General features: G+C 67.6%; 22 protein-coding genes. 12 read left to right on the top strand and 10 right to left on the bottom strand.

Going from position 1 to position 22,601, the window contains the following annotated elements:
- The first annotated feature begins 83 nt into the window (after positions 1–83).
- The 8 genes from MWU52_RS10625 (at position 84) to MWU52_RS10590 (ending at position 7,808) form a co-directional block, all read left to right on the top strand.
- Positions 84–644, top strand: a complete 561-nt coding sequence (locus tag MWU52_RS10625; RefSeq protein ID WP_348645509.1) for a F0F1 ATP synthase subunit delta — start codon at positions 84–86, stop codon at positions 642–644.
- On the top strand, positions 644–2,182 hold the full coding sequence (gene atpA / locus MWU52_RS10620) for a F0F1 ATP synthase subunit alpha (protein WP_246951821.1): 1,539 nt from the start codon (positions 644–646) through the stop codon (positions 2,180–2,182). The genes MWU52_RS10625 and atpA overlap by 1 nt, the downstream gene beginning before the upstream one ends.
- 11 nt (positions 2,183–2,193) lie before the next feature.
- Positions 2,194–3,063 carry a F0F1 ATP synthase subunit gamma gene (locus MWU52_RS10615; RefSeq protein WP_246951819.1) on the top strand — a complete coding sequence of 290 codons (870 nt, stop codon included), beginning with the start codon at positions 2,194–2,196 and terminating at the stop codon, positions 3,061–3,063.
- A 44-nt stretch (positions 3,064–3,107) separates the two neighbouring features.
- Positions 3,108–4,532, top strand: a complete 1,425-nt coding sequence (gene atpD / locus MWU52_RS10610) for a F0F1 ATP synthase subunit beta (RefSeq protein WP_246951817.1) — start codon at positions 3,108–3,110, stop codon at positions 4,530–4,532.
- A complete protein-coding gene (locus MWU52_RS10605) occupies positions 4,532–4,960 on the top strand; it encodes a F0F1 ATP synthase subunit epsilon (RefSeq protein WP_246951815.1) in 429 nt (142 codons plus the stop codon). Before atpD ends, MWU52_RS10605 begins: the two co-directional genes overlap by 1 nt.
- Before the next feature lie 123 nt (positions 4,961–5,083).
- The gene (locus MWU52_RS10600) at positions 5,084–5,434 is read left to right on the top strand and encodes an H-type lectin domain-containing protein (RefSeq protein ID WP_246951813.1); all 351 of its coding nucleotides are present in this window, start codon (positions 5,084–5,086) and stop codon (positions 5,432–5,434) included.
- Between the two features lie 62 nt (positions 5,435–5,496).
- Positions 5,497–6,837 carry an aminotransferase class III-fold pyridoxal phosphate-dependent enzyme gene (locus MWU52_RS10595; RefSeq protein WP_246952865.1) on the top strand — a complete coding sequence of 447 codons (1,341 nt, stop codon included), beginning with the start codon at positions 5,497–5,499 and terminating at the stop codon, positions 6,835–6,837.
- Entirely contained in the window at positions 6,834–7,808 is a 975-nt protein-coding gene (locus MWU52_RS10590; RefSeq protein WP_246951811.1) for a glyceraldehyde 3-phosphate dehydrogenase NAD-binding domain-containing protein, read from the top strand. Before MWU52_RS10595 ends, MWU52_RS10590 begins: the two co-directional genes overlap by 4 nt.
- On the opposite strand, the gene MWU52_RS10585 is transcribed toward MWU52_RS10590, so the two are convergent.
- From MWU52_RS10585 to MWU52_RS10540, 10 genes are all read right to left on the bottom strand, one after another.
- A complete protein-coding gene (locus MWU52_RS10585) occupies positions 7,792–9,687 on the bottom strand; it encodes a beta-galactosidase (protein WP_246951809.1) in 1,896 nt (631 codons plus the stop codon). The genes MWU52_RS10590 and MWU52_RS10585 overlap by 17 nt on opposite strands.
- Entirely contained in the window at positions 9,684–10,547 is an 864-nt protein-coding gene (locus tag MWU52_RS10580; RefSeq protein ID WP_246951807.1) for an SMP-30/gluconolactonase/LRE family protein, read from the bottom strand. Before MWU52_RS10580 ends, MWU52_RS10585 begins: the two co-directional genes overlap by 4 nt.
- Positions 10,544–11,164 carry a 2-dehydro-3-deoxy-6-phosphogalactonate aldolase gene (locus tag MWU52_RS10575; RefSeq protein ID WP_246951805.1) on the bottom strand — a complete coding sequence of 207 codons (621 nt, stop codon included), beginning with the start codon at positions 11,162–11,164 and terminating at the stop codon, positions 10,544–10,546. The genes MWU52_RS10580 and MWU52_RS10575 overlap by 4 nt, the downstream gene beginning before the upstream one ends.
- Positions 11,161–12,042: a 2-dehydro-3-deoxygalactonokinase gene (locus tag MWU52_RS10570; RefSeq protein WP_246951803.1), complete on the bottom strand. Its 882-nt coding sequence runs from the start codon at positions 12,040–12,042 to the stop codon at positions 11,161–11,163. The genes MWU52_RS10575 and MWU52_RS10570 overlap by 4 nt, the downstream gene beginning before the upstream one ends.
- Positions 12,039–12,809 (bottom strand): SDR family oxidoreductase, encoded by a 771-nt coding sequence (locus MWU52_RS10565; RefSeq protein WP_246951801.1) that lies wholly within the window; start codon positions 12,807–12,809, stop codon positions 12,039–12,041. Before MWU52_RS10565 ends, MWU52_RS10570 begins: the two co-directional genes overlap by 4 nt.
- A gap of 81 nt (positions 12,810–12,890) precedes the next feature.
- Positions 12,891–14,993: an alpha-galactosidase gene (locus MWU52_RS10560; protein ID WP_246952863.1), complete on the bottom strand. Its 2,103-nt coding sequence runs from the start codon at positions 14,991–14,993 to the stop codon at positions 12,891–12,893.
- A 50-nt stretch (positions 14,994–15,043) separates the two neighbouring features.
- Positions 15,044–15,892 carry a carbohydrate ABC transporter permease gene (locus MWU52_RS10555; protein ID WP_246951798.1) on the bottom strand — a complete coding sequence of 283 codons (849 nt, stop codon included), beginning with the start codon at positions 15,890–15,892 and terminating at the stop codon, positions 15,044–15,046.
- Entirely contained in the window at positions 15,892–16,245 is a 354-nt protein-coding gene (locus tag MWU52_RS10550; protein ID WP_348645508.1) for an MmcQ/YjbR family DNA-binding protein, read from the bottom strand. The genes MWU52_RS10555 and MWU52_RS10550 overlap by 1 nt, the downstream gene beginning before the upstream one ends.
- Positions 16,242–17,117 carry a sugar ABC transporter permease gene (locus tag MWU52_RS10545; protein ID WP_246952859.1) on the bottom strand — a complete coding sequence of 292 codons (876 nt, stop codon included), beginning with the start codon at positions 17,115–17,117 and terminating at the stop codon, positions 16,242–16,244. Before MWU52_RS10545 ends, MWU52_RS10550 begins: the two co-directional genes overlap by 4 nt.
- A gap of 194 nt (positions 17,118–17,311) precedes the next feature.
- Positions 17,312–18,556: an ABC transporter substrate-binding protein gene (locus tag MWU52_RS10540; protein WP_246951796.1), complete on the bottom strand. Its 1,245-nt coding sequence runs from the start codon at positions 18,554–18,556 to the stop codon at positions 17,312–17,314.
- A gap of 161 nt (positions 18,557–18,717) precedes the next feature.
- Here MWU52_RS10540 and MWU52_RS10535 point away from each other — a divergent pair, with 161 nt between their 5' ends.
- The 4 genes from MWU52_RS10535 (at position 18,718) to MWU52_RS10520 (ending at position 22,530) form a co-directional block, all read left to right on the top strand.
- Complete coding sequence (locus MWU52_RS10535; RefSeq protein WP_246951794.1) at positions 18,718–19,479, top strand: IclR family transcriptional regulator; 762 nt, start codon at positions 18,718–18,720, stop codon at positions 19,477–19,479.
- A 4-nt stretch (positions 19,480–19,483) separates the two neighbouring features.
- Positions 19,484–20,539: a sn-glycerol-3-phosphate ABC transporter ATP-binding protein UgpC gene (gene ugpC / locus MWU52_RS10530; protein ID WP_246951792.1), complete on the top strand. Its 1,056-nt coding sequence runs from the start codon at positions 19,484–19,486 to the stop codon at positions 20,537–20,539.
- 116 nt (positions 20,540–20,655) lie between these two features.
- Positions 20,656–21,234, top strand: coding sequence for a TRAP transporter small permease (locus tag MWU52_RS10525; protein ID WP_246951790.1), 579 nt, complete (start codon positions 20,656–20,658; stop codon positions 21,232–21,234).
- Positions 21,235–21,237: 3 nt separating this feature from the next.
- Complete coding sequence (locus MWU52_RS10520; protein ID WP_246951788.1) at positions 21,238–22,530, top strand: TRAP transporter large permease; 1,293 nt, start codon at positions 21,238–21,240, stop codon at positions 22,528–22,530.
- Positions 22,531–22,601 lie beyond the last annotated feature (71 nt).

Raw genomic sequence — 22,601 nt, 5'->3', positions numbered from 1 at the left:
GTGATCCGGCCCGTGTGGGCTGGGTCTGACGTGGGCCGGTCCGGGGGACGTCGGAGCCTGACAAGACTGTCGAAAGGGTGGACGTGTCCGAACCAGCTTCGATCTCGACGGGGATTGCCCAACGCTATGCGCAGGCCGTCCTCGACCTCAGCCGCGAAGGTGGCGATCTCGGTAAACTCGAATCGGACGTGAACGCGCTCGACGATGCCATCGGGGCATCGCCCGAACTGCGCGAAGTGCTGTCCTCGCCGGTGGTCAGCCGCGAGGATCAGGGCCGCGCCGTCTCCGCGCTCGCCGACAAGATGGGCCTGGGCGACGTGCTGTCGAACACGCTGCGCCTGATGGCCTCCAAGCGGCGCCTGTTCGTCGTGCCGCAGATGGTCGCGGCGCTGAAGGCGATGCTGTCCGAGGGTCGGGGCGAGGTCACGGCCGAGGTCCGCTCGGCCAAGGAACTGACGAAGACGCAGTCCGACAAGCTGGCGCAGGCGCTGAAGGCGTCAACCGGCAAGGATGTGAACCTAGATGTCACCGTCGATGACGCGCTGATCGGCGGTCTCGTGGTCAAGATCGGCTCGCGGATGATCGACACATCGATCCGCGCGAAGCTCAATGCACTCCAGAATACGATGAAAGAGGTTCGGTAATGGCGATCCAGGCTGCGGAAATCTCCGCGATCCTCAAGGACCAGATCAAGAATTTCGGCCAGGAGGCCGAGGTGGCCGAGGTGGGTCGCGTCCTGTCCGTGGGGGACGGCATCGCGCGGGTCTACGGCCTCGACAACGCCCAGGCCGGAGAGATGGTCGAGTTCCCGGGCGGCATCCAGGGCATGGCGCTGAACCTCGAGAGCGACAATGTCGGCGTGGTGATCTTCGGCTCCGACCGGGACATCAAGGAAGGCGACGTCGTCAAGCGTACGAACTCCATCGTGGACGTGCCCGCCGGGGACGAACTGCTCGGCCGCGTGGTCGACGGCCTCGGCAACCCGCTGGACGGCAAGGGCCCGATCAACGCGTCCGAGCGTCGGGTGGCCGACGTCAAGGCGCCGGGCATCATCCCGCGAAAATCGGTGCATGAGCCGATGGCGACCGGCCTCAAGGCCGTCGACGCCATGATCCCGATCGGCCGCGGTCAGCGCGAGCTGATCATCGGCGACCGCCAGACCGGCAAGACCGCCGTGGCGCTCGACGCGATCCTGAACCAGCAGAGCTACAACGACGCCGCCGGCGATGACGAGTCCAAGAAGCTCTACTGCATATACGTCGCCATCGGGCAGAAGCGTTCGACCGTGGCGCAGCTGGTGAAGCGCCTGGAGGAGACGGGCGCGATCGACTATTCGATCGTCGTCGCCGCCACCGCGTCGGACCCCGCGCCGATGCAGTTTCTCGCGCCCTATGCCGCGACCGCGATGGCCGAGTATTTCCGCGACAACGGTCGGCACGCGCTGATCGTGTATGACGACCTGTCCAAGCAGGCCGTGGCCTATCGCCAGATGTCGCTGCTGCTGCGTCGTCCGCCCGGCCGCGAAGCCTATCCGGGCGATGTGTTCTATCTCCACTCGCGCCTGCTTGAGCGTTCGGCGAAGCTGGGCGACGAATACGGCAACGGCTCGCTGACGGCGCTGCCGATCATCGAGACCCAGGGCGGCGACGTGTCCGCGTTCATTCCGACCAACGTGATCTCGATCACCGACGGTCAGATCTTCCTCGAAACGGAACTGTTCTATCAGGGCGTTCGCCCGGCGGTGAACACAGGCCTGTCGGTGTCGCGCGTCGGATCGTCGGCGCAGACGGACGCGATGAAGTCGGTCGCGGGTCCCGTGAAGCTGAGCCTTGCGCAGTACCGCGAGATGGCCGCCTTCGCGCAGTTCGGCTCCGACCTCGACGCGTCGACGCAGCAGCTCCTGAACCGGGGCGCGCGCCTGACCGAGCTGATGAAACAGCCGCAATATTCCCCGCTGACCAATGCCGAGATCGTTTGCGTCATCTATGCGGGCACCAAGGGATATCTCGACAAGGTGCCGGTGAAGGATGTCGGTCGCTGGGAAGCGGGCTTGCTCAAGCACATGCGCGGACCGGCGAAGGACGTCCTCGACTTCATCACCGAGGAGGATCCGAAGGTGAAGGGCGACGCCGAGGACCGCATCAAGGCGGCGATCGACGACTACGCCAAGACGTTCGCTTGAGGGGCCGTTAGATGGCCAACCTCAAGGATCTCAAGAACCGGATCGCGAGCGTCAAGTCGACGCGCAAGATCACCAAGGCCATGCAGATGGTCGCGGCGGCCAAGCTCCGCCGTGCCCAGGATGCGGCCGAGGCGGCGCGCCCCTACACCGAACGGTTCAACGCCGTTCTGGGGCAACTCGCCTCGTCCGTCGGCGGCAGCGACACCGCGCCCCGACTCCTGTCGGGGACGGGGTCGGACCAGACGCATCTGCTGATCGTGATGACGTCGGAGCGCGGGCTCTGCGGGGGCTTCAACGCCAATATCGCGAAGCTGGCCAAGACCCACGCGTCGCGCCTGCTGTCCGAGGGCAAGACGGTCAAGATCATGACCGTGGGCAAGAAGGGCCGTGAATCGCTCAAGCGTGAATACGGCCAGTACCATGTCGCCCATGTCGACATGTCGGACGTCAAGCGGGTCGGCTACGGCGACGCGGCGGGCATCGCGTCGGACGTCTTGAAGCGGTTCGACGCGGGCGAGTTCGACATCGCGACGATCTTCTATGCGGAGTTCCAGTCCGTCATCAGCCAGAAGCCCACGGCGCAGCAGATCATCCCCGCCTCGTTCGAGGAGACGGACGACGCCTCGACGCTCTACGACTACGAGCCGAGCGAGGAGGCGATCCTGGCCGATCTGCTCCCGCGCGGCGTGGCGACGCAGATTTTCGCGGCCCTGCTGGAGAACGGGGCGTCCGAGCAAGGCGCGCGGATGTCGGCGATGGACAACGCGACGCGCAACGCGGGCGAGATGATCGACAAGCTGACGATCGAGTTCAACCGTTCGCGCCAGGCCGTCATCACCAACGAGCTGATCGAAATCATTTCGGGCGCCGAGGCGCTCTGAGCGGAACTGCGGGTGCGTGCGCACCCTGAAAACGGAGAGACGACATGGCAAACGCAGTCGGAAAAGTAACCCAGGTCATCGGCGCCGTCGTGGACGTGCAGTTCGGCGATCACCTGCCCGAGATCCTGAACGCGCTGACCACCGAGAACAACGGCAAGCGCCTGGTTCTGGAAGTGGCGCAGCATCTGGGCGAGAACACGGTCCGCACCATCGCGATGGACGCGACCGAGGGCCTCGTCCGCGGGCAGGAGGTCACCGACACCGACGGCCCGATCACCATCCCCGTGGGCAATGCCACGCTGGGCCGCATCCTGAACGTCATCGGCGAGCCGGTTGACGAGGGCGCGCCGGTCGACGCCGACGAGCACCGTTCGATCCACCAGGACGCACCCGATTTCGCGGCGCAATCGACCAGTTCCGAGATCCTGGTGACCGGCATCAAGGTCATCGACCTGCTGGCGCCCTATTCCAAGGGCGGCAAGATCGGCCTGTTCGGCGGTGCCGGCGTGGGCAAGACGGTCCTGATCATGGAGCTGATCAACAACATCGCCAAGGTGCACTCGGGCTTCTCGGTCTTCGCCGGTGTGGGCGAGCGGACGCGCGAGGGCAACGACCTCTATCATGAGATGATCGAGTCCGGCGTCATCGTGCCCGACAACCTGTCGGAATCGAAGGTGGCCCTGGTCTACGGTCAGATGAACGAGCCGCCGGGCGCCCGCATGCGCGTGGCTCTCACCGGCCTGACCCTGGCCGAGCAGTTCCGCGACCAGTCGGGCACGGACGTGCTGTTCTTCGTCGACAACATCTTCCGCTTCACGCAGGCGGGCTCCGAGGTGTCGGCCCTTCTGGGGCGCATTCCCTCCGCCGTGGGCTATCAGCCGACGCTGGCCACCGACATGGGCCAGATGCAGGAGCGGATCACCTCGACCAAGAACGGCTCGATCACGTCGGTGCAGGCGATCTACGTCCCCGCCGACGACCTGACCGACCCCGCGCCGGCCACGTCCTTCGCCCACCTCGACGCGACCACGACGCTGTCCCGCGCGATCTCGGAGCTGGGCATCTATCCGGCCGTGGATCCGCTCGACTCCACTTCGCGCCTGATGGACCCGGCGGTTCTGGGCGAGGAGCATTACCAGGTCGCCCGCGACGTGCAGGGCATCCTGCAGCGCTACAAGTCGCTGCAGGACATCATCGCGATCCTCGGCATGGACGAGCTGTCCGAAGAGGACAAGCTGACCGTGGCCCGCGCCCGCAAGATCCAGCGGTTCCTGTCGCAGCCCTTCGACGTGGCCAAGGTCTTTACCGGCGCCGACGGCAAGCAGGTCCCGCTGGAGGAGACGATCGCCTCGTTCAAGGCGGTGGTCGCGGGCGAATATGACCACCTGCCCGAAGGCGCGTTCTACATGGTCGGCGGCATCGACGAGGTGAAGGCCAAGGCCGAGCGCATGGCGGCCGAGGCGGCCTGATGCAGTTCGAACTCGTCTCACCCGAGCGGCGGCTGGCGTCCATGGACGACGCCAATGCCGTCCGCATCCCCGGCGCGGACGGGGATCTGACGGCCATGGCCGACCACGCGCCGACGATCACGTCGCTGCGTCCCGGCATCCTGACGGTGGAGGCCCCCGGCGGCGAACAGAGCTTCGCCGTGACCGGCGGTTTCGCCGAGATCGGCGCCGGCGTCACGGTTCTGGCCGAACGGGCGCTGCCGGTCTCGGATGTCACGCAGGAGGTCTATGACGACTGGGTGGTTGAGGCCCGCACCGCCCATGACGCGGCGCGCGAACGGCCCGCCGATGGCAACGATGGCGGCGTCGACGCGGCCGCCAAACTGCTGGCCGACATGGTCGCGATGGGTGGTCACATCGGGCTCGACCCGAAGCAGTCGAACCTCTGATTGCGAGGAAATCATGAACGGGCCCCGGAAATTTCCGGGGCCTTCGCATTTTTGGGGGCCATTCGTCCCGAATCCGGTTACTTCTGTCCGGTGGTCGGGACCGGAACTGCGGGCGCGAGACACATGCGACGATTTCGCAATCATCTGATCGGCGTCCTGCAGGGAAGCCGCTCCATGTTCTCGGATTTCGAGGACGGGGGCGATATGTGGACGGGGATCGGTCCGCGTGAGGCGCGCGTGCGCGTCGTCTTCGCTGAGCCGTTCAAGACGCCGCCGGCAATCACGACCACGTTGGGGATGTTCGACATGGACGCGGCCACGAACCAGCGCGCGGACCTGGGCCACGCGAACGTGACCGAGGCCGGTTTCGACCTGATATTCCGCACCTGGGGCGACACCCGGGTTGCGCGCGTCCGCGCCGATTGGACGGCCATCGGCGAGGTCCGGGCCGAGGACGAATGGGATTTGTACTGATACGACTCGCGCTTTGACATTCGCGGATGCCGCGCCCCAATGAAGGGGCGGAGGTGCCCGAAATGCGCGACGACAATTTCCTGACCGAGATGAACGCCCGCCATCTCTGGCACCCGATGGCCCATCCCGGCGAGATGCGGGCCGCCCCGCCAAAGGTCATCACCGGGGCAGAAGGGGTGCGGATCACCGATCTGGACGGGCACACGACCATCGACGCCGTGGGCGGGCTCTGGAACGTGAACCTCGGCTATTCCTGCGCCCCGATCAAGGCGGCCATAGCCGATCAGTTGCAGCGCCTGCCCTATTATTCGGCGTTCAAGGGTACGACCAACGACGCCGCGATCGAACTGTCGGTGAAGCTGGCCGAGATGTTCGGCCCCGAAGGCATGACGCGGGCCTTCTTCACCGCGGGCGGGTCGGACAGCGTCGACACCGCGCTGAAGCTGGCGCGGCAATATCACCGCCTGCGGGGCGAGCCGGGCCGCACCAAGTTCATCGCCATCCGCAAGGGCTATCACGGCACGCATTGGGGTGGCGCCAGCGTCAACGGCAACCCGCAGTTCCGCGCGCCCTACGAGCCGATGCTGCCGGGCTGCTTCCACATCCCGGCGCCCTATGCCTACCGCAACCCGTTCGACGAGAGCGACCCCGAACGGCTGGCCGCGCTCTGCCTCCGGGCGCTCGAGGCGGAGATCGAGATGCAGGTGCCCGGCACCGTCGCCGCCTTCATCATGGAGCCCGTGCTCGGGGCGGGCGGGGTGATCCCGCCGCATCCGTCTTTCATGCCGGGCGCGCGCGAGATCTGCGACCGGCACGGCGTGCTCCTGATCGCGGATGAGGTCATCACCGGGTTCGGGCGGACGGGCGACGTGTCCGGCTCGCGGCACTGGGGGGTGAAGCCGGACATGATGTGCCTCGCGAAGGCGATCACGTCGGGCTATTTCCCCATGGGCGCGGTGCTGGCGAACGACCGGATGGCGGAGGTGTTCGAGGGCGAACAGGGCGCGATGATCGGCACCGGCTACACCTATTCGGGCCATCCCGTCGGCTGCGCCGCCGCGCTCGCCTGCTTGGCCGAGACCGAGCGGTTGGCCCTGTGGGACAGGGCCCGGCATCAGGGCGCGCGGCTGAAGGCGGGGCTGACCGATCTGGCCGGGCGGCACGACATCATCGGCGACGTGCGCGGCGAAGGGATGATGTGTGCAGTCGAGATCGTGTCCGACCGGGCCGCCAAATCCGCCGACGCCGCCCTGGCCGGCCGCGTGTTCGAGGCGACCTACGAGGCCGGTGTGATGGTCCGCTGGTCGGGCCACAACCTCGTCATGTCGCCGCCGCTGATCCTGTCGGATGGCGATTGCGACCGGATCGTCGCGGCACTCGACGAGGGGCTGGCAGCGGCGTGAGGGTCTTCGTCAACGGGTTCGGCCGGATCGGGCGGTCGATCCTGCGCGCGCATCTGGGCGGCGCCGGCCGAGGGATCCAGGTCGTCGGCATCAATGACATCGCCCCGATCGAGACCTGCGCCTATCTGTTCAAGTACGACAGCGTGTTCGGCCCCTGGCCCGGTACGGTCGCGGCGGCCGAGGACGCGCTCGTCATCGACGGCCAGGCGATCCCCTTCCACCGGACGCCGGACCTGCGGACGCTGTCGCTGGGCCATGTCGACCTGGTGATGGAATGCACCGGCCATGCCGACACCCGCCCCGAGGTGGAGCGCGGGCTGCTCGCAGGCGCGGCCAAGGTGCTGATGTCGGGCCCCTCCGCCGTGGCCGACGCGACGATCGTGCTGGGGGCGAACGACGCGACGCTGGACCCGGCGCACCGGATCGTGTCGAACGCCTCCTGCACCACGAACGCGGTCGCGCCCCTGCTGGCCGTGTTGGACCGGGCCTTCGGTGTCGCAGCCGGGTCGATGACCACGATCCATTGCTACACCGGCAGCCAGCCGACGGTGGACATGCCGCGCGGGGATTTCGCGCGGTCGCGGGCCGCGGCCCTGTCGATGGTGCCGACGACGACGAGCGCGGGGCGGCTGGTCGATCAGGTCCTGCCGCATCTGACGGGCCGCGTGCCGTGCCAGTCGGTGCGGGTGCCGGTGGCCAGCGTCTCGGCTGTCGATCTGGCGTTTTTGCCGGAACGGGCTGCGACGGTGGATGCGGTGAATACGGCCCTGCGGGACGCGGGCGGGGTGATCGGGATGGAGGCGGCGCCGCTGGTCAGCTCCGACCTGCGCGCCCGGCCCGAGAGCATCGTGATGGCCGCACCCGAGACGCGCGCGAGCGAGGGCGGCCTGATCCGCGTCTTCGGCTGGTACGACAACGAATGGGGTTTCGCCAACCGGATGCTGGAGTTGGGCCTCAGGATGGCCGGGTAAGGCGCAGCACCCCGGCGGGGGGCAGGTCGTGACCGTCGAAGCGGCGCGCCTCGTCGGCGTAGTTGAACACGAAACGCTCCGCCCCGGTGTCGCGAAGGCGGAGGCCGTCGGGCAGGTCGTGGACGTCCAGCCCCGCTTCGACCGCCAGGTCGCGCAGGATGCGGCGGGCGGCCTCGGCATCGGGCCAGCCGGTCAGATGCAGGTGGCGGCCTTGGCGCAGCAGGATCGGCGTGCCATCCGTCGCGGCCTCGATCACGTCGGCCTCGGTCTCGTGATGCTCCAGCCACAGCGTGACGTGGCCGCCCTTGACCAGCGGAAGGGGGGCGCCGGGCGGGAACGTCTCCTCCATAACCGAGCGTGTGGACAGGCCGGGCAGGTCGGGGCCGAAGGGGAATTTGAACGACAGCGTGTCGGTCTTCAGGTCGGTGCGCGGGCCGGTCAGGACCAGCCCCGACGCGCCCGCGATGGCGGCGCGGAGCGGGCCGGTCAGCGTGAGCAGCCCCGGCACGAGCGTCAGGGCGTAGCCGTCCAGCGTGGTCGTGTCGGATGGCAGGATGTCGACCGAAAGACCCAGCGATCGCAGCGCGCGGTAGAGGTGGAAGCACAGGGCGAAATGGTCGAAGCCCTTGCCCTGCGGCTGCACCTCCCACGCCCATTGCGAGGCGTAGTCGAAGATCAGGGCGACGGGGGCCTGGTTGGGGACGACGTCCGGCGCATCGGCCAGCTCGGCGGCGACCTGCGCCGCCTCGGCCAGGCCGGGCGCGTCCGTCGCGTCGGGGCGCAGAAGGCCGGCATGCTGGCTCTCCTGCGCGAAGGGGGCCTGGCGCCATCGGAACCAACAGACGGCCTCGGCCCCGTGCGCGAACGCCTCCCACGACCAGAGGCGGACCATTCCGGGCAGGGGCGCGGGGTTGTAGGGCGCCCAGTTCACCGGGCCGGGTTGCTGCTCCATCACCCACCAGCGGCCGCGTCCGACGGCGCGATATAGGTCGTGATGGAACGCCTGGAAGTCGGGGTCGCCCTGGCGCAGGTAGGCGGCGGCGTCACCCTCCGGCACGCGGTCCAGCAGGAAGCCCAAGGGGTAGCTGTCCCAGGTCGCGATCTCCATCTGCGCGCCGGTGGCGTAGTGGTCGAACTCGGTCACGCGGCCCATGTAATTGTGGCCGATCGGCGCGTCGGAATGGGTACGGATCGCGTCGACCTGTACCGCGTTCCAGCGGACGACCTGATCCGAGGCGAAGCGCCGGAAGGCCAGGGCATGGGCCGGGTTCGGTTCGGTCACCGTCAGGTTCGGCAGATCGATCTCGGACCAGTCGGCATAGTCCATCGACCAGAAGATGTTGCCCCAGGCCGCGTTCAGGGCGCCGATATCCTGGTACCGGCGGCGCAGCCAGTCGCGGAACGCATCCCGCGCGGCGTCGGACCAGCTGAGCACCGTGTCGTGGCAGCCGTATTCGTTGTCGGTCTGCCATGCGGCCACGCGGTCGCCATAGCGTTCGGCCATGAGCCCTGCCATATGCGCCGCGTCGTCGCGATAGCCCGCATGGCTGAAGCAGTAGTGTCGACGCGAGCCGAACTTGCGGGGGCGGCCGTCGGCATCGGTGGCCAGCATGTCGGGATGGCGGTGCAGCATCCAGCGGGGCGGCGTGGCGGAGGGCGTGCCGAGCACCACCGAAAGGCCCGCGCCGATCAGCACGTCGATGGCGCGGTCGAGCCAGTCCCAGCGGTAATCGCCCGGCGATGGCTCCAGCCGGGACCAGGCGAATTCGCCGATGCGCACCCAGGTGAGGCCCAGATCGGCCATGCGACGCGCATCCTCGGGCCAGCGATCCTCGGGCCAGTGTTCGGGGTAGTAGCAGACGCCGAGACTGCGTTTCACAGAATGACCCTTCGCTCGGGCAGGCCCCGAACCGGAACCTCCGCCACCCAGGTGCACCCGCCCGCCGGCTGGTGTTCGCGCGCGTCCTCGGACAGGCCCTGCGTGGCAGACGTCACGAAGATCGAGCGCATGTCCGCACCGCCGAAGGCCGGACAGGTCGTGTGCGCCGCACCGCAGGCCACGGCCGAGCGGAAGCGCCCGTCGGGTCCATGGCAGGCGACGCGCCAGCCGCCCCATTGCGCGACCCAGACATTGCCCTCGGCGTCGCAGACCGCACCATCCGGGGCGAGGCCGACACCCGAGAAGTCCACGAAGATCTCGGGCCGGCCCGACGGCCAGCCGGCCCGGTCGATATGCTGCTTCCAGATCGCGCCCTTGGCCGTGTCGGCGAAATAGGCGGTGTCGCCGCCGGGCGCGAAACAGATCGCGTTCGGGATCGAGATGTCCTGGTAGAGCTTGCGCACCTCGCCCCGGAAATAGCGGTAGATCGCGCCCGCGCCCGGCTTCGCCTGCTTGTCCATCGTGCCGATCCAGAACCCGCCCAGCGGGTCGGCACGGCCGTCGTTGGAGCGGTTGCCGGGTTTGTCCGCCTCGAGCGGGGCAAGCTTTTCGCGCTGGCCGGTGTCGATGTCGAAACGCCAGAACGCCGTCTCCCCCGCGATCAGCAGCGTATCGTCATCGACCCACCCGGCGGCCGAGACCATCTCGTCCCAGTGCCAATCGCGCGGCGTATCTCCCTCGCGCGTCATTAGCCTGCGCGCGGTGATGTCGAACCAGAAGAGCTGTCGCCGGCCCGGATGCCAGAGCGCGCCTTCACCCAGTTCGCAGACGCGATCGTCGTGAACGCGCGCCTGCGTCACGCCATCACCCCCGCCCCCGCCGCGCGGTCATAGGCGTCGACGATGCGGCGGGCACGGTTGGCGATCTCGTCGACGGGCAGGCCCGGCACGTAACAGGCGGTGCCGAGGCCGAAACCGTCCGCCCCTGCGGCCAACCACTCGGCGAAGTTCTCGGGCCCCGCGCCGCCCACGGCATAGACCTTGGCGCCCACGGGCAGGATCGCGCGCATCGCCTTCAGGCCGGACGGGCCCGCCATCGCGCCGGGAAACAGCTTCAACCCCGTGGCGCCCGCGCGCAGGGCGGCGAAGGCTTCGGTCGGGGTGAAGATGCCGGGCCAGCTCTCCAGGCCCAGGTCGCGGGTCCGGGCGATGACGTCCGGGTCGGCGTTGGGCGAGACGACCAGGCGTCCGCCGGCTTCGGCCACCGACTGCACTTCTGGCACGGTCAAAACGGTGCCCGCGCCGATCAGGGCCCGGTCGCCATGCGCGTCGGCCATCGCGGCGATGGAGGACAGCGGCTCGGGCGAGTTCAGCGGGACCTCGATCGTGGTGATGCCGGCCTCGATCAGGGCGGCGCAGGCGGGGATGGCGTCGGCGGGTGTGATGCCGCGCAAGATGGCGATCAGGGGACGGGTCATGGCAGATCCTTGGCGGCGGCGAGACCGGCGAGCGTCATATCGTCGGCCGGCAGGAGACGGGGTGTCAGACCCTGTGCGCGCAGGGCCAGGTCGTAGACGCGGCTGATGCCGGGGGCGCCAGTTACCACGACGTCCCGCCCCAGCCACCAGGGTTTGGTGGCGGCCAGTTCCGACCCGATCAAGAGCCCCGAGAGGAGGCCGCGCCCCTTGGCGGCGTCCTGCCCATGCAGCAGGTCCGCGGCGCGCAGTTCGAACAGACGCGCGCTCAGCGCCTCGGGACGGGACAGCGTGTCGGAGACGGCCCCGAGGAAGGCGTCGTCGTCGAAGGCGTCGCCACCCAACGAGTGGCGGAGAACCGTATGGCGGGCGACGGTCTCGAACAGCTCCCCGGTCATCACGGTGCGGAAGCTGACGACTTCGCCGGCGCTGACATGAACCCATTTGGTATGCGTGCCGGGAAGGCAGGCAACACCGTCGAAATCGCTGTCATCGCGCAATATTCCCGCGATCTGCGTCTCCTCTCCGCGCATGACGTCCGGGTGGGGGGAGGTCTGCCGGATGCCGGGCACGATGCTCACGCGCAGGCGGTTGTCACGTGTTTCCACCCGCGTCAATTCGCCACCCAGCGGGGTGCAGGGGGCGGTGCGATACGCCGCTTCGGCCCAGCCTTGGCGGGCGCCGACCATGCCGCAGCAGACGATTTCCGTCGGGCCGTCGAGCCAGTCGCCGATCAGGTTCAGAAGGCTCGGCTCGAACGTCTCGCGGGTCAGGCGGCCCATGCCGTCCTCGCTGGCCCGCGTCCCGATAGTTCGCTCGCCCTCCATCAGCATGGCGCGCAGGGATGTGGTGCCCCAGTCGACGGCGATCCAGCGGGTCATCCGGTGACGGCCACGCCGCCATCGACGACGAGTGCTTGACCGGTGACCATCCTGGACGCCTCGGAGGACAGGAAGAGGGTCGGGTTCACGATGTCTTCGGGGCCTAGGTGATCCTTCAGGCACTGCCGGTCGAGATGCGCGGCGAGGCTGTCTGGGTCGGCCCATTTCTCGAGCTGCTTCCGCGTCAGCACCCAGCCGGGGGCGAGTGCGTTGACGCGGATCTGGTCGGGGCCGAATTCGCGGGCGAGGCTGCGGGTCATGCCATTGATGCCGGAATTGGCGGTCGTGTAGATGGCGTAGCCGGCATTGCCCATCATGTAGCTGATGGAGGTGAAGTTGACGATGTGGCCGTAACCCGCGGATTTCATGCCGCGAATGGCATGTTGGCAGGCGAAGAAATAAGCTTTGAGATTGATCGACTGGGACCAGTCGTAGAATTCCTCGTCGACATCCAGCGTCGCGTGCCGCTGGTCGTTGGCGGCGTTGTTGACCAGTCGCGTGACGGGGCCATGTGCCTTGGCCGCCTGATCCATCGCGCCGCGCAGGGCGGCGATGTCTGTAATGTCGCCTTGGATGAAGAGCGGCGTGTTTCCGGTGGCCCGCGTCATTTCGTCCACGAACTCGGTCGCGTCGGATCGGCCGATGAAGGCGACCTTCGCGCCTTGGCGCAGGAAACCTTCGCTCAGCGCCGCGCCGATGCCGGAGCCGCCGCCGGTGATGAAGACGGATGCGCCGTCGAGGTCGGGATATGTGGCGGTCTGGGTCATGTCTCTATCCCGTCCTATCGAAATACTCAGAGGGGGCGACGTCGGTAGGGCCCACGTCGGATGTGTCTTGGCCCGGGCGCGTCACAGGCGGTGTCCTTCGACGACCCACATCGTCTCGGGGAAGTTCCATGGCAGGACGATCCCGTGCTGCATCAGCCAGGCGCCGGGCAGGTCGACCGGCCCGTCCTTGAGGAGCGGCGCGCCGCGGCTGAGCGCGGGGGCGTTTGCGCGGTTGATCAGTTCGATCCGGTAGGTCGCCTCGGGGTCGAGGGCCGTCAGGCGCAGGGGGCGCGGCGCGATCTGGGCCGAGGTGGCGGCCTTGCCCGCGAAGAGGACGAAGCGATGGCCGTCGCGGGCCTGCTGCTGTTCGGCCAGGACGGCGGGGTCGGCGCTGTCGAGGCGGTGGATGTCGGCCAGCGTCATCCAGTCGCGGTTGCGCTTCCACCAGGCGGTCACTTCGGTGAGGACGCGCGTCTCGCGGTCATCGAGTTCGCGGGGGTCCATCTCGAATCCCATGTGCCGTTGTGCGGCGACCCAGGCGCGGAACGAGATGTCGAGAATTCGCCCCGAGGTATGGCAGCGGCGCGGCCCGACATGGGAGCCGGTGACGGCGAGTGGCAGGAACAGCGCCGCGTCGTGCTGGATGCGCAGGCGTTCGAGCGCGTCGTTGCTGTCCGACAGCCAGATGCGCTGGGTCCGCTGGAGGATGCCGAAGTCGATGCGGCCGCCGCCCGACGCGCAGCTCTCGATCTCCACCTGCGGGAAATCGGCGCGCAGCCGGTCGATTAGCGCGTAGGAGCCGCGGGTCTGGTCGGCGTCGGGCATCGGCAGGACGCGGTTGTGATCCCATTTGACGTAGTCGATGGCGTGGCGGCCCAGAATCGCGGCCATGCGACCGTGAATGAAGTCGCGCACCTCGGGCAGGGCCATGTTCAGGGCCTTCTGCTGTCGGCCCAGGGTCTGATCCTCGGAGCCCAGCGCCCAATGCGGGTTCGCGCGGTGGATGTCGCTGTCGGGGTTGATCATCTCCGGCTCGAACCAGATACCGAAGGTCATCCCTTCGCCATGGACATGGTCGATCAGCGGGCCGAGGCCGTCGGGATACTTGCGGGGGTCGACCTCCCAGTCGGAGAGCGAGCGGGTGTCGTCGTCGCGCTGCCCGAACCAGCCGTCGTCGAGCACGAAACGTTCCGCGCCCAGGGCGGCGGCACGGCTTGCGATGTCCTTGAGGACCGGCAGCTTGTGGTCGAAATAGACCGCTTCCCAGCAGTTGTAGTGGACGGGGCGCGGGGCGGCGGGGTTCGGCCAGGTCACAATGCGGTCGCGCAGATGGCGCTGGAAGGCGACCGCGCAGCCGTTGAGGCCGTATTGCGAATAGGTGACGTAGAGCGTCGCGCTCTCGAACCGCCGGGCGGCGTTCGTCTCCATCCGTGCGGCGTGGCCCCATTGAATCTGGCGGCGACCGTCGGGCAGTTCCTCGGCGATCATGCGGTGGCCGCCGGACCAGCCGTAGTGGAAGCCGTAGGCCTCGCCCTGCGCGTTCGTGGCGCCGATGCAAGGGACGATCAGGCCGGGGAAATGTTCGTGCCCGGTGCGGCCCGTCCGGTTCTCGCGGTAGCGGATGCCGGGGGTCCAGGGCGTGCGTTCGAGCTGGAATTCGCCGCACCAGCGCCCGGAGACGTCGATCATCTCGGTGGCATGTTGCGGCGCGGGGAGGACGGGGGCGGCGAGCCAGTGCAGGTGTACCGGGTCGGCTGCCTCCAGGACGGTCTTGGCGGTGACGATCCGGGTGGACGGATCTGGGCGGAACAGGAAGGTCAGCGTGAGGCCGTTCGCCGCGTCGGCATAGGTCAGAGTCAACCCGTCGGACGTATCCTCGGAGGCATAGGCGAAGCGTGGCAGGAGCGGCGTGCCGTCATGGCCGCGCAGAACGAGGCCCGGCTGACCGGGAAAGGAGCGCACCGCCTCGGGGCAGAGCGACAGGTCGGGGTTTTCGTCCAGCATGCCGCCGGTGACGTCGATGGCATGGCCCCGCGCGAGGGTATCGAGCGGGGCGTCTTGGGACAGGGGCGCCCCCCAGTAGACGACCTGCGGCAGGCGGTCGCCCCGGGCGGCCAGCACCAGTGTCTGGCGCCCGCCCGTGTCGGGATGCGCGTCGTCCAGCCGCCAGGTCCGGATGGGCATATCGGCGCGGGCGCTGGTGGCGCCGAGGGGCAGGGCATCGGCCGCCATGGCTACTTGACCGCGCCGAGGGTAAGACCGGCGATGAAATGCCGCTGCATCAGGAAGAACATCGCCACCGGCGGCAGGGCCGCAACGATGCTGCCCGCGCTCATCAGGTGATAGGCGGCGCGGTATTCGGAGTTGAACGAGGTGATGCCGGCGGTGACCGGCTGACTGTCGGGGCCCTGGGTGAGCACGATCGCCCAGAAATAGTCGTTCCAGATGAAGGTGAAGATCAGGACGGCCAGCGCCGCGATGGCGGGCTTCATCAGCGGCATGACGACGTAGAGGAAGATGCGCCATTCCGCGACGCCCTCGACCCGCGCCGCCTCGATCAGCGGGAAGGGCAGCGCGCGGATGAAGTTGCGCATGAAGAGCGTGCAGAACCCGGTCTGGAACGCGATGTGGAACAGGACCAGCCCGGTCTTGGTGTCATACAGGTTCATGTCGATGGTGAAGTCGCGCACCGGGACCATCAGGATCTGGAAGGGCACGAAGTTGCCGGCGATGAACATGAAGAAGATTAGCAGGTTGCCGCGGAACTTGTAGATGCCCAGCGCAAAACCCGTCATGCAGGACAGCGCCACGGTGCCGATGACGGTGGGCACGGTGATGAGCAGCGAATTCAGCAGATAGCGCGGCATGTCGCTTTCGAAGAAGACGCGGCCGTAGTTGTTGAACAGCTCGAACGAGCCGGGGACGCCCCAGTAGTTGCCTTGGGTGAAGTCGCTGTCGGGTTTGACCGAGAAGATCATCACCGCGATCAGCGGCAGCAGCCACAGCACCAGCGCCACCGGCAGCAGGGTCTGGTAGGTCAGTTGCCACTGACGCGAGGTCTTCTGGATCGGGGTAGGGAACATCAGGTCGTCTCCCGAAGGGGCAGGGCGGCTTGGGCCTTCTTGGTCAGGCCCGCGCGGATCGTGTCGTAGGAGACCGCGATGCGGTGCGACAGTTCGGCGTCATCGGCGGTCTCGGGCACCTTGACCCAGCTGCGGTGGAAATAGGGGGCGCGGCTGGCCGCGCCGGCCTCGATAAGCATCCGGGCGGTCTCCACGTCAGGCGTCTTGACCGAGACACCGGGATCGACGGCGCCGATGCAGGTGAACATCTTGCCGCCGACCTTCCACGCGTCGTGGCCGTCGTCGAACGGATGGGTCAGTTCGGCCCCGGGCATGCCACCGGCGATGGCGTTGACGCGATCGCGGAAGGTCACCGCGCGCCCCGTTCGTCGCGCCACATCGACCACAGGAAGTAGGCGATGAAGACCATCATGATGAGGAACAGGACGACCGCGATGGCGGCGCCGTAGCCCATGCGGAAGCCGAACTCGGCCAAGGCCTTTTCGAACATGTAGAACGACAGCACGCGGGTCTGCCCGAACGGGCCGCCGCCGGTCATGATCGAGATCAGGTCGAAGCTCCGCAGCGCGCCGATGATGGTGACGACGAAGGCGATGAAGGTGGCGGGCTTCAGCTGGGGCACGATGACGTACCAGAGCATCTTCCAGCCCTTGGCCCCGTCGAGGCGGGCGGCCTCCACCTGTTCGGGATCCACGGCGTTCAGGCCGGTGAGATACAGGATCATGCAATAGGCCGTCTGCGGCCAGAGGCCGGCGGCTATGATGCCGTAGGTGGCGAGGCTCGGGTCGCCCAGGATGTTTACGGGCCCGGCGCCGAACAGGCCCAGGAAGGCGTTCAGCAGCCCTTCGTTGGGCAGGTAGAACCACGAGAAGACCAGGCCCACGACGACCTGGCTGATGACGAAGGGAAAGAAGAACAGCGACTTGTAGAGGCGGATGCCGGTGACCGTCTGGTTCAGAAACAGCGCGATGAACAGGCCCATCGGGATCGCCAGCAGATACAGCACCAGCCAGCGCAGGTTGTTCCACAGCGAGATATTGAAGGCACGGTCGGTCGAGAGTTCGCGGTAGTTGTCGAGGCCGACGAAAGTGCCGTTGGTCGACAACTCGCCCAGACCGTCCCAGCGGTACAGGCTGATCTGGAAGGACTGGAAGATCGGGAAGATGACGTAGAAGACGAAGAACAGGATCCCCGGCGCCAGGAACAGCCACGGCGTGACGCGGATCTCGTTGCGGCGGTACCAGCCGCGCTTGTCCCCTTTCGGGCCGCCGGCGGGCGGATGTGTGTCGGGAACGGCGGGGGCGTTGACCACGCGGGCCTCCTGTCGGTCTGGGATCCGTCACATGCGGAAAGCGGGAACGCCTCGCGGCCGGGGCGGCGGGGTCGCACCCACCCCCGAAGGGATGGGTGCGGCTCGGATCAGTTGGCGTAGATGCGCTCCCGCGCCTGTTCGAGGCGCTGCAGGATGTCCTCGAGGTTCTCGGGGAAGACCATGAACTCTTGGAAGCCCTCCATAGCGACCGACGCCATCTCGGCGGGGAAGTCGCGGTCGAAGAACTGCGCCACGCCGCCGGTCGATTCGTTGGACAGCATGTCGAAGCCCTGTTCCAGGAACTCGTCCGCATCGACCGAGGAGGATGCGTTCACCGGCAACTGGCCCAGCGCGTCGCCGGCGTTGATCTCGGTCTGCACGTCGGCCTGGGTAACGAACTTAAGGAACTCGCGCGCGGCTTCCTTGTTCTCGGCCCCCGCGGGGATGTGGAACGTGTCGGTCGGCGCGTCCTCCCCCTTGGGCACGTCGGCGATCACCGGGAACTGGTAGAAGTCGATCTGCTCGTCCGTCAGGCCCGCATCGCGCATCGGGGCCACGGCGAAGTTGCCGATCAGGTAGGCGGTCGCCTCGCCGTTGACCATCGGGGGCAGCGCCTCCTGCCAGGAGTAGTTCTGGTGGTCATCGAGATAGGCGCCCATGTCGACGAGCTTCTGCCAGTTGGCGAAGGTCTCGCGCACGCGGTCGTCGGTCCAGGGCACCTCGCCGCGGGCCAGCTCCATGTGAAAGTCGAAGCCGTTGGTGCGCATGTTGAGGTAGTCGAACCAGCCGCCGGTCGTCCAATAGTTCTTGGATCCGATGGCATAGCACTTCCGGCCCGAATCGATGATCGCCTGGCAGTTCGCCATTTCCTGCTCGAAGGTCTCCGGCTCCTCGAGGCCCAGCTCGTTGAAGATGTCCTCTCGATAGTAGATGCCCCACTGGTAGTAGGTATAGGGCACGCCCCACTGCTTGCCGTCGAGGGTCAGCGCGCCCTTCACGGCGTCCAGCCCTTCGATGTCGGCCCAGATGTCGGACACGTCCTCGAACAGGCCGGCCTGGACATAGGGACCCATGCGGTTGGCGGCGTACCAGTTGATGACGTCCGGCGGGTTCGCGGTCAGCGCGTTACGGATCTGGGTCTTCCAGGCCTCGCGGTCGACGACCTCCAGCTCGATATCGAGGTCGGGGTGCATCTCGCCGAAATCGGCGACAAGCCCTTCCATCACCGCGCGCGGCGCTGGGTTCGACATGTCCGACACGATGCGCAGTTCGCCCGACAACGCGTGCGCGTCGGCGAAGGCGGTTCCGGTCAGCATGGTGGTGGCGGCGAGCGCCGTCAGAATGGATCGCATGTTATCCTCCCAGATGCGTCCTTTGGTTCCAAATGTTGAAACCAAGTTTCTTATGTTGAAAACGATGCGGCGATATGGCTAGGCTGTCAACACAGATTTGAGACGGGAGGCTCGGGTTGAACATCCACAGGGACGGCGGACGTGACGTTGGGGAAGGAACGGTGGGCAAGGCGCTCGACGTTCTGGATCGCGTTGCGGCGTTCGATCGTCCGGTCCGGTTCTCGGAACTGTTGCAGACATCGCCCTTCCCCAAGGCCACGCTCTACCGCCTGGTGCAGACCCTGACCCGACAGGGCATGCTGGCCTTCGACTCCGAACGCGGCACCTATGCCCCGGGCCTGCGGCTGGTGCGGATGGCGCATGCCGCCTGGGCGCAGTCGAGCCTGGCCCCGATCGCGCGGTTCCACCTCGACGATCTCAGCCGTGCGGTGGGCGAGACGGTGCATTTGGCGCAGCTCGACGGCGGACAGGTGCTCTATGTCGACAAGCGGAATGCCGCGCGGCCGGTGCCGATGTTCTCGGAGGCGGGCAAGGTCGGGCCGGCCTATTGCACGGGCGTGGGCAAGGCGATGCTCGCCTTCCTGGACGAGGACGCGCGCGAGGCGGCGCTGGCGCAACAAAGCTGGCATCGCTTCACTGAGGCCACGATCGACGGCCCTGCCGCCTTGCGCGCCGAGCTGGAGACGATTCGCGCGACCGGCCACGCCTTCGACCGCGAGGAGCACGAGCCGGGAATTCACTGCATCGCCATGCCGGTCCTGTCGGGCGGTGGCCGGGTGATGGGCGCGGTGTCGGTCACCTCGACGACGACGAGCGGCGCGATCGCCGATCTGGAACGCCATCTGCCGGACCTGCGGCGGGCGGTCGAACGCATAGCGGGGGACCTGCGCGATTGGCGCTTCCCCGACCAAAGGAAGGAATGAACCGATGTCAGGCGTCGAGCTGAAGGAGGTCGTCAAGCGCTACGGCGACGTCCAGGTGATCCACGGCGTGGATCTGACCATCGCGGAGGGCGAGTTCTGCGTCTTCGTCGGCCCCTCGGGCTGCGGCAAGTCCACGCTCCTGCGCATGATCGCGGGGCTGGAGGAAACCAGCGAGGGCCAGATCCTGATCGGGCCGCGCGACGTCACGCGCGAGGATCCGGCGCAGCGCGGCGTGGCGATGGTGTTCCAGACCTACGCGCTCTACCCGCATATGACGGTGGGCGAGAACATGGGCTTCGGCCTGAAGATGAACGGCCATCCCCGCAAGGAGATCGACGCCAAGGTCGCCGAGGCGTCGCGTATCCTGAAGCTGGACGACTACCTCAAACGCAAGCCCGCCGCGCTTTCGGGCGGCCAGCGGCAGCGGGTCGCCATCGGCCGCGCCATCGTGCGCGGGCCCGAGGTGTTCCTGTTCGACGAGCCGCTGTCGAACCTGGACGCGGAACTGCGCGTCGAGATGCGGGTGGAGATCGCGCGCCTGCACAAGGAGATCGGCGCCACGATGATCTACGTCACCCACGACCAGGTCGAGGCGATGACCATGGCCGACAAGATCGTCGTCCTGCGCGACGGCCGGATCGAGCAGGTGGGCGCACCGCTGGATCTGTACCGCGATCCCGACAACCGCTTCGTGGCGGGCTTCATCGGCTCGCCCTCGATGAACTTCCTCGACGGGGTGGTGCGGGGCGGGGCCATCGAGGTGCCGGGCTTGCGCACCTCGCTGACCGCGGCGGTGACCCTGCCGCCCGAGGGGACGGCAGTGACGGTGGGCATGCGCCCCGAACATCTGCAGATCGCCGCCGGCGACACGCTGTCGGTCGACCTGACCGAGGCGCTGGGCGGGGTCAGCTATGCCTACCTGACCGCCGGAACCGGCGAGAAGATCATCGTCGAGGAGCGCGGAGACATCCGGTCCGACGAAGGCGACCGCGTCGCACTGACGGTCGATCCGGCCCGCGTCATGGTGTTCGCGGCTGAGGGCGGCGCGCGCATCCGCTGACGTGGCGACGCCCGCGGCGCCCCTGCGGGCCCAAGCAGGTTGACGCATCGCGCCGCAGCGCGTTCACATGCGTCACCCGGGCCCATGGCGGCCGGGGCCATCGCACGGGAGGGCGCGTGGGGGGAGTTCTGACCATCATCCGGGGCCTGGGCGCCCTGAACGCGGGCGTGCTGGCCGCGGGCCGCGCGGTCGGTATCTTCTGCATGGCGCTGATGGTCGTGTTCATCCTGATCCAGGTCGTTTGGCGCTACATCCTGTCGAACCCGCTGCCCTGGCCCGAGGAGGCCGCGCGCTTCCTGATGCTGTGGCTGATGGTGGTCGCGCCGACGGCGCTCCGCCGGGGCGGGTTCGTGGCCATCGACATGATCCAGCTGGCACTGCCGCGGGTGCTCGGTGGCGTCCTGACGCTGGCGCTGCTGGCCGTTTCGCTGGCGGTGCTGGTGGTCGCCGTGGGCATCGGCTGGTCCGAGGTCACGGGCTTCTCGGGGCAGTTCAAGACCTCGTCGCTGTTCTACCCGACGCCCGACGGGTGGGAGAAGATGCCGCGCAGCTGGATGATGGCTTCGCTCCTGGTCGGCATGGTGATGCTGACATCGGTCACGGTGGAGCTGATCCTGCGGCAGATCGCGGTTCTGGCGGGCCGGGGGGACGACCTGCCCGTCATCCCGCATACCGCCACGGTCGGGGCGGAATAGGTCGTGCTGGTCTGGTTCCTGCCGCTGTTCCTGCTGCTTCTGATGATCGGCCTGCCGGTGTTCTTCGCGCTGCTGGCCGCGCCGGGTGTCATGCTCTGGCTGAACGGGCAGGAACGCGACCTCGTCCTGTTGTATCGCAACACCTACAACGGGATGGACAGCTTCCCGCTGATGGCGATCCCGTTCTTCATGCTGGCCGGCGAGATGATGAACCGCGGCGGCATCACCCTGCGGCTGGTGGAATTCGCGCAGGCGCTGGTCGGGCATTTCCGCGCCGGGCTGGCGCAGGTGAACATCCTGTCCTCGATGCTGTTCGCGGGGCTCTCGGGCTCGGCGGTGGCCGATACTTCGGCGCTGGGCTCGATGCTGATCCCCGCGATGGAGAAAGAGGGCTATACCCGCAAGTTCGCCGCCGCCGTGACCGCCGCCAGTTCGGTCATCGGGCCGATCATCCCGCCTTCGGGGATCATGATCATCTACGCCTACGTGATGGAGCAGTCGGTCGCGGCCCTGTTCCTGGCCGGCATCGTGCCGGGCGTCCTGGTCGGGCTGGGTCTGATGGTGGTGACCAACATCCTGGCGCGCCGCGACCCGGGCGCCTTTCCGGGCCTGAAGATGCGGGCCACCTGGCCCGACAAGGGACGCGCCTCGCTCAAGGCGTTCTTCCCGCTGCTGACGCCGATCATCATCTTGGGGGGCATCCTCGGCGGCGCCTTCACGCCCACCGAGGCCAGCGCCGTGGCTGCCGCCTATGCCGCGATCGTGTCGCTGTTCATCCTGCGCGAAATGACGTGGCGCGACCTGCCGGAGGTTCTGGGAAAGGCAGCGCTCATCTCCTCGGTGGTGCTGTTGCTGGTGGGCGCGGCGATGGCGTTCAAGACGGTCGTCGCCCTCAGCCATACGCCCGAGGCGCTGGCGGGGTTCATCCTTTCGCTGTCGGAAAACCCGCTGATCCTGTTGCTGCTGATCAACCTGCTGCTGTTCATCATCGGCATGTTCCTCGATGCCGGGCCCGCGATCATCATCCTGGGCCCGATCCTGGGGCCGATCTTCGTGTCGCTGGGCGTGGATCCGGTGCATTTCGCGATCATCATGTCGGTGAACCTGACCGTCGGTCTGGCCACGCCGCCGATGGGGCTGGTGCTGTTCGTGGCCTCGTCCGTCAGCGGCGAACGGGTCGAGACCATCGCCCGCGCCATCCTGCCGTTCCTCGCCGTGGAAGTGTTCGTGATCGGGCTGATTACCTACGTGCCGGCCATTTCGCTGGCCGTGCCGCGCTTCTTCGGTTTTCTATAATCGCACAGGTCCAAAAGGGAGAGAGACCATGAAATTCACCACCATCCTCAAGGCGGGCGCGCTGGCCGCGA

Source organism: Jannaschia sp. S6380, assembly GCF_023015695.1.
In the GTDB taxonomy this organism is placed as follows: domain Bacteria; phylum Pseudomonadota; class Alphaproteobacteria; order Rhodobacterales; family Rhodobacteraceae; genus Jannaschia.
Note: the sequence above shows the minus strand (reverse complement) of the source record. Positions and strands in the feature narration are given on the sequence as shown.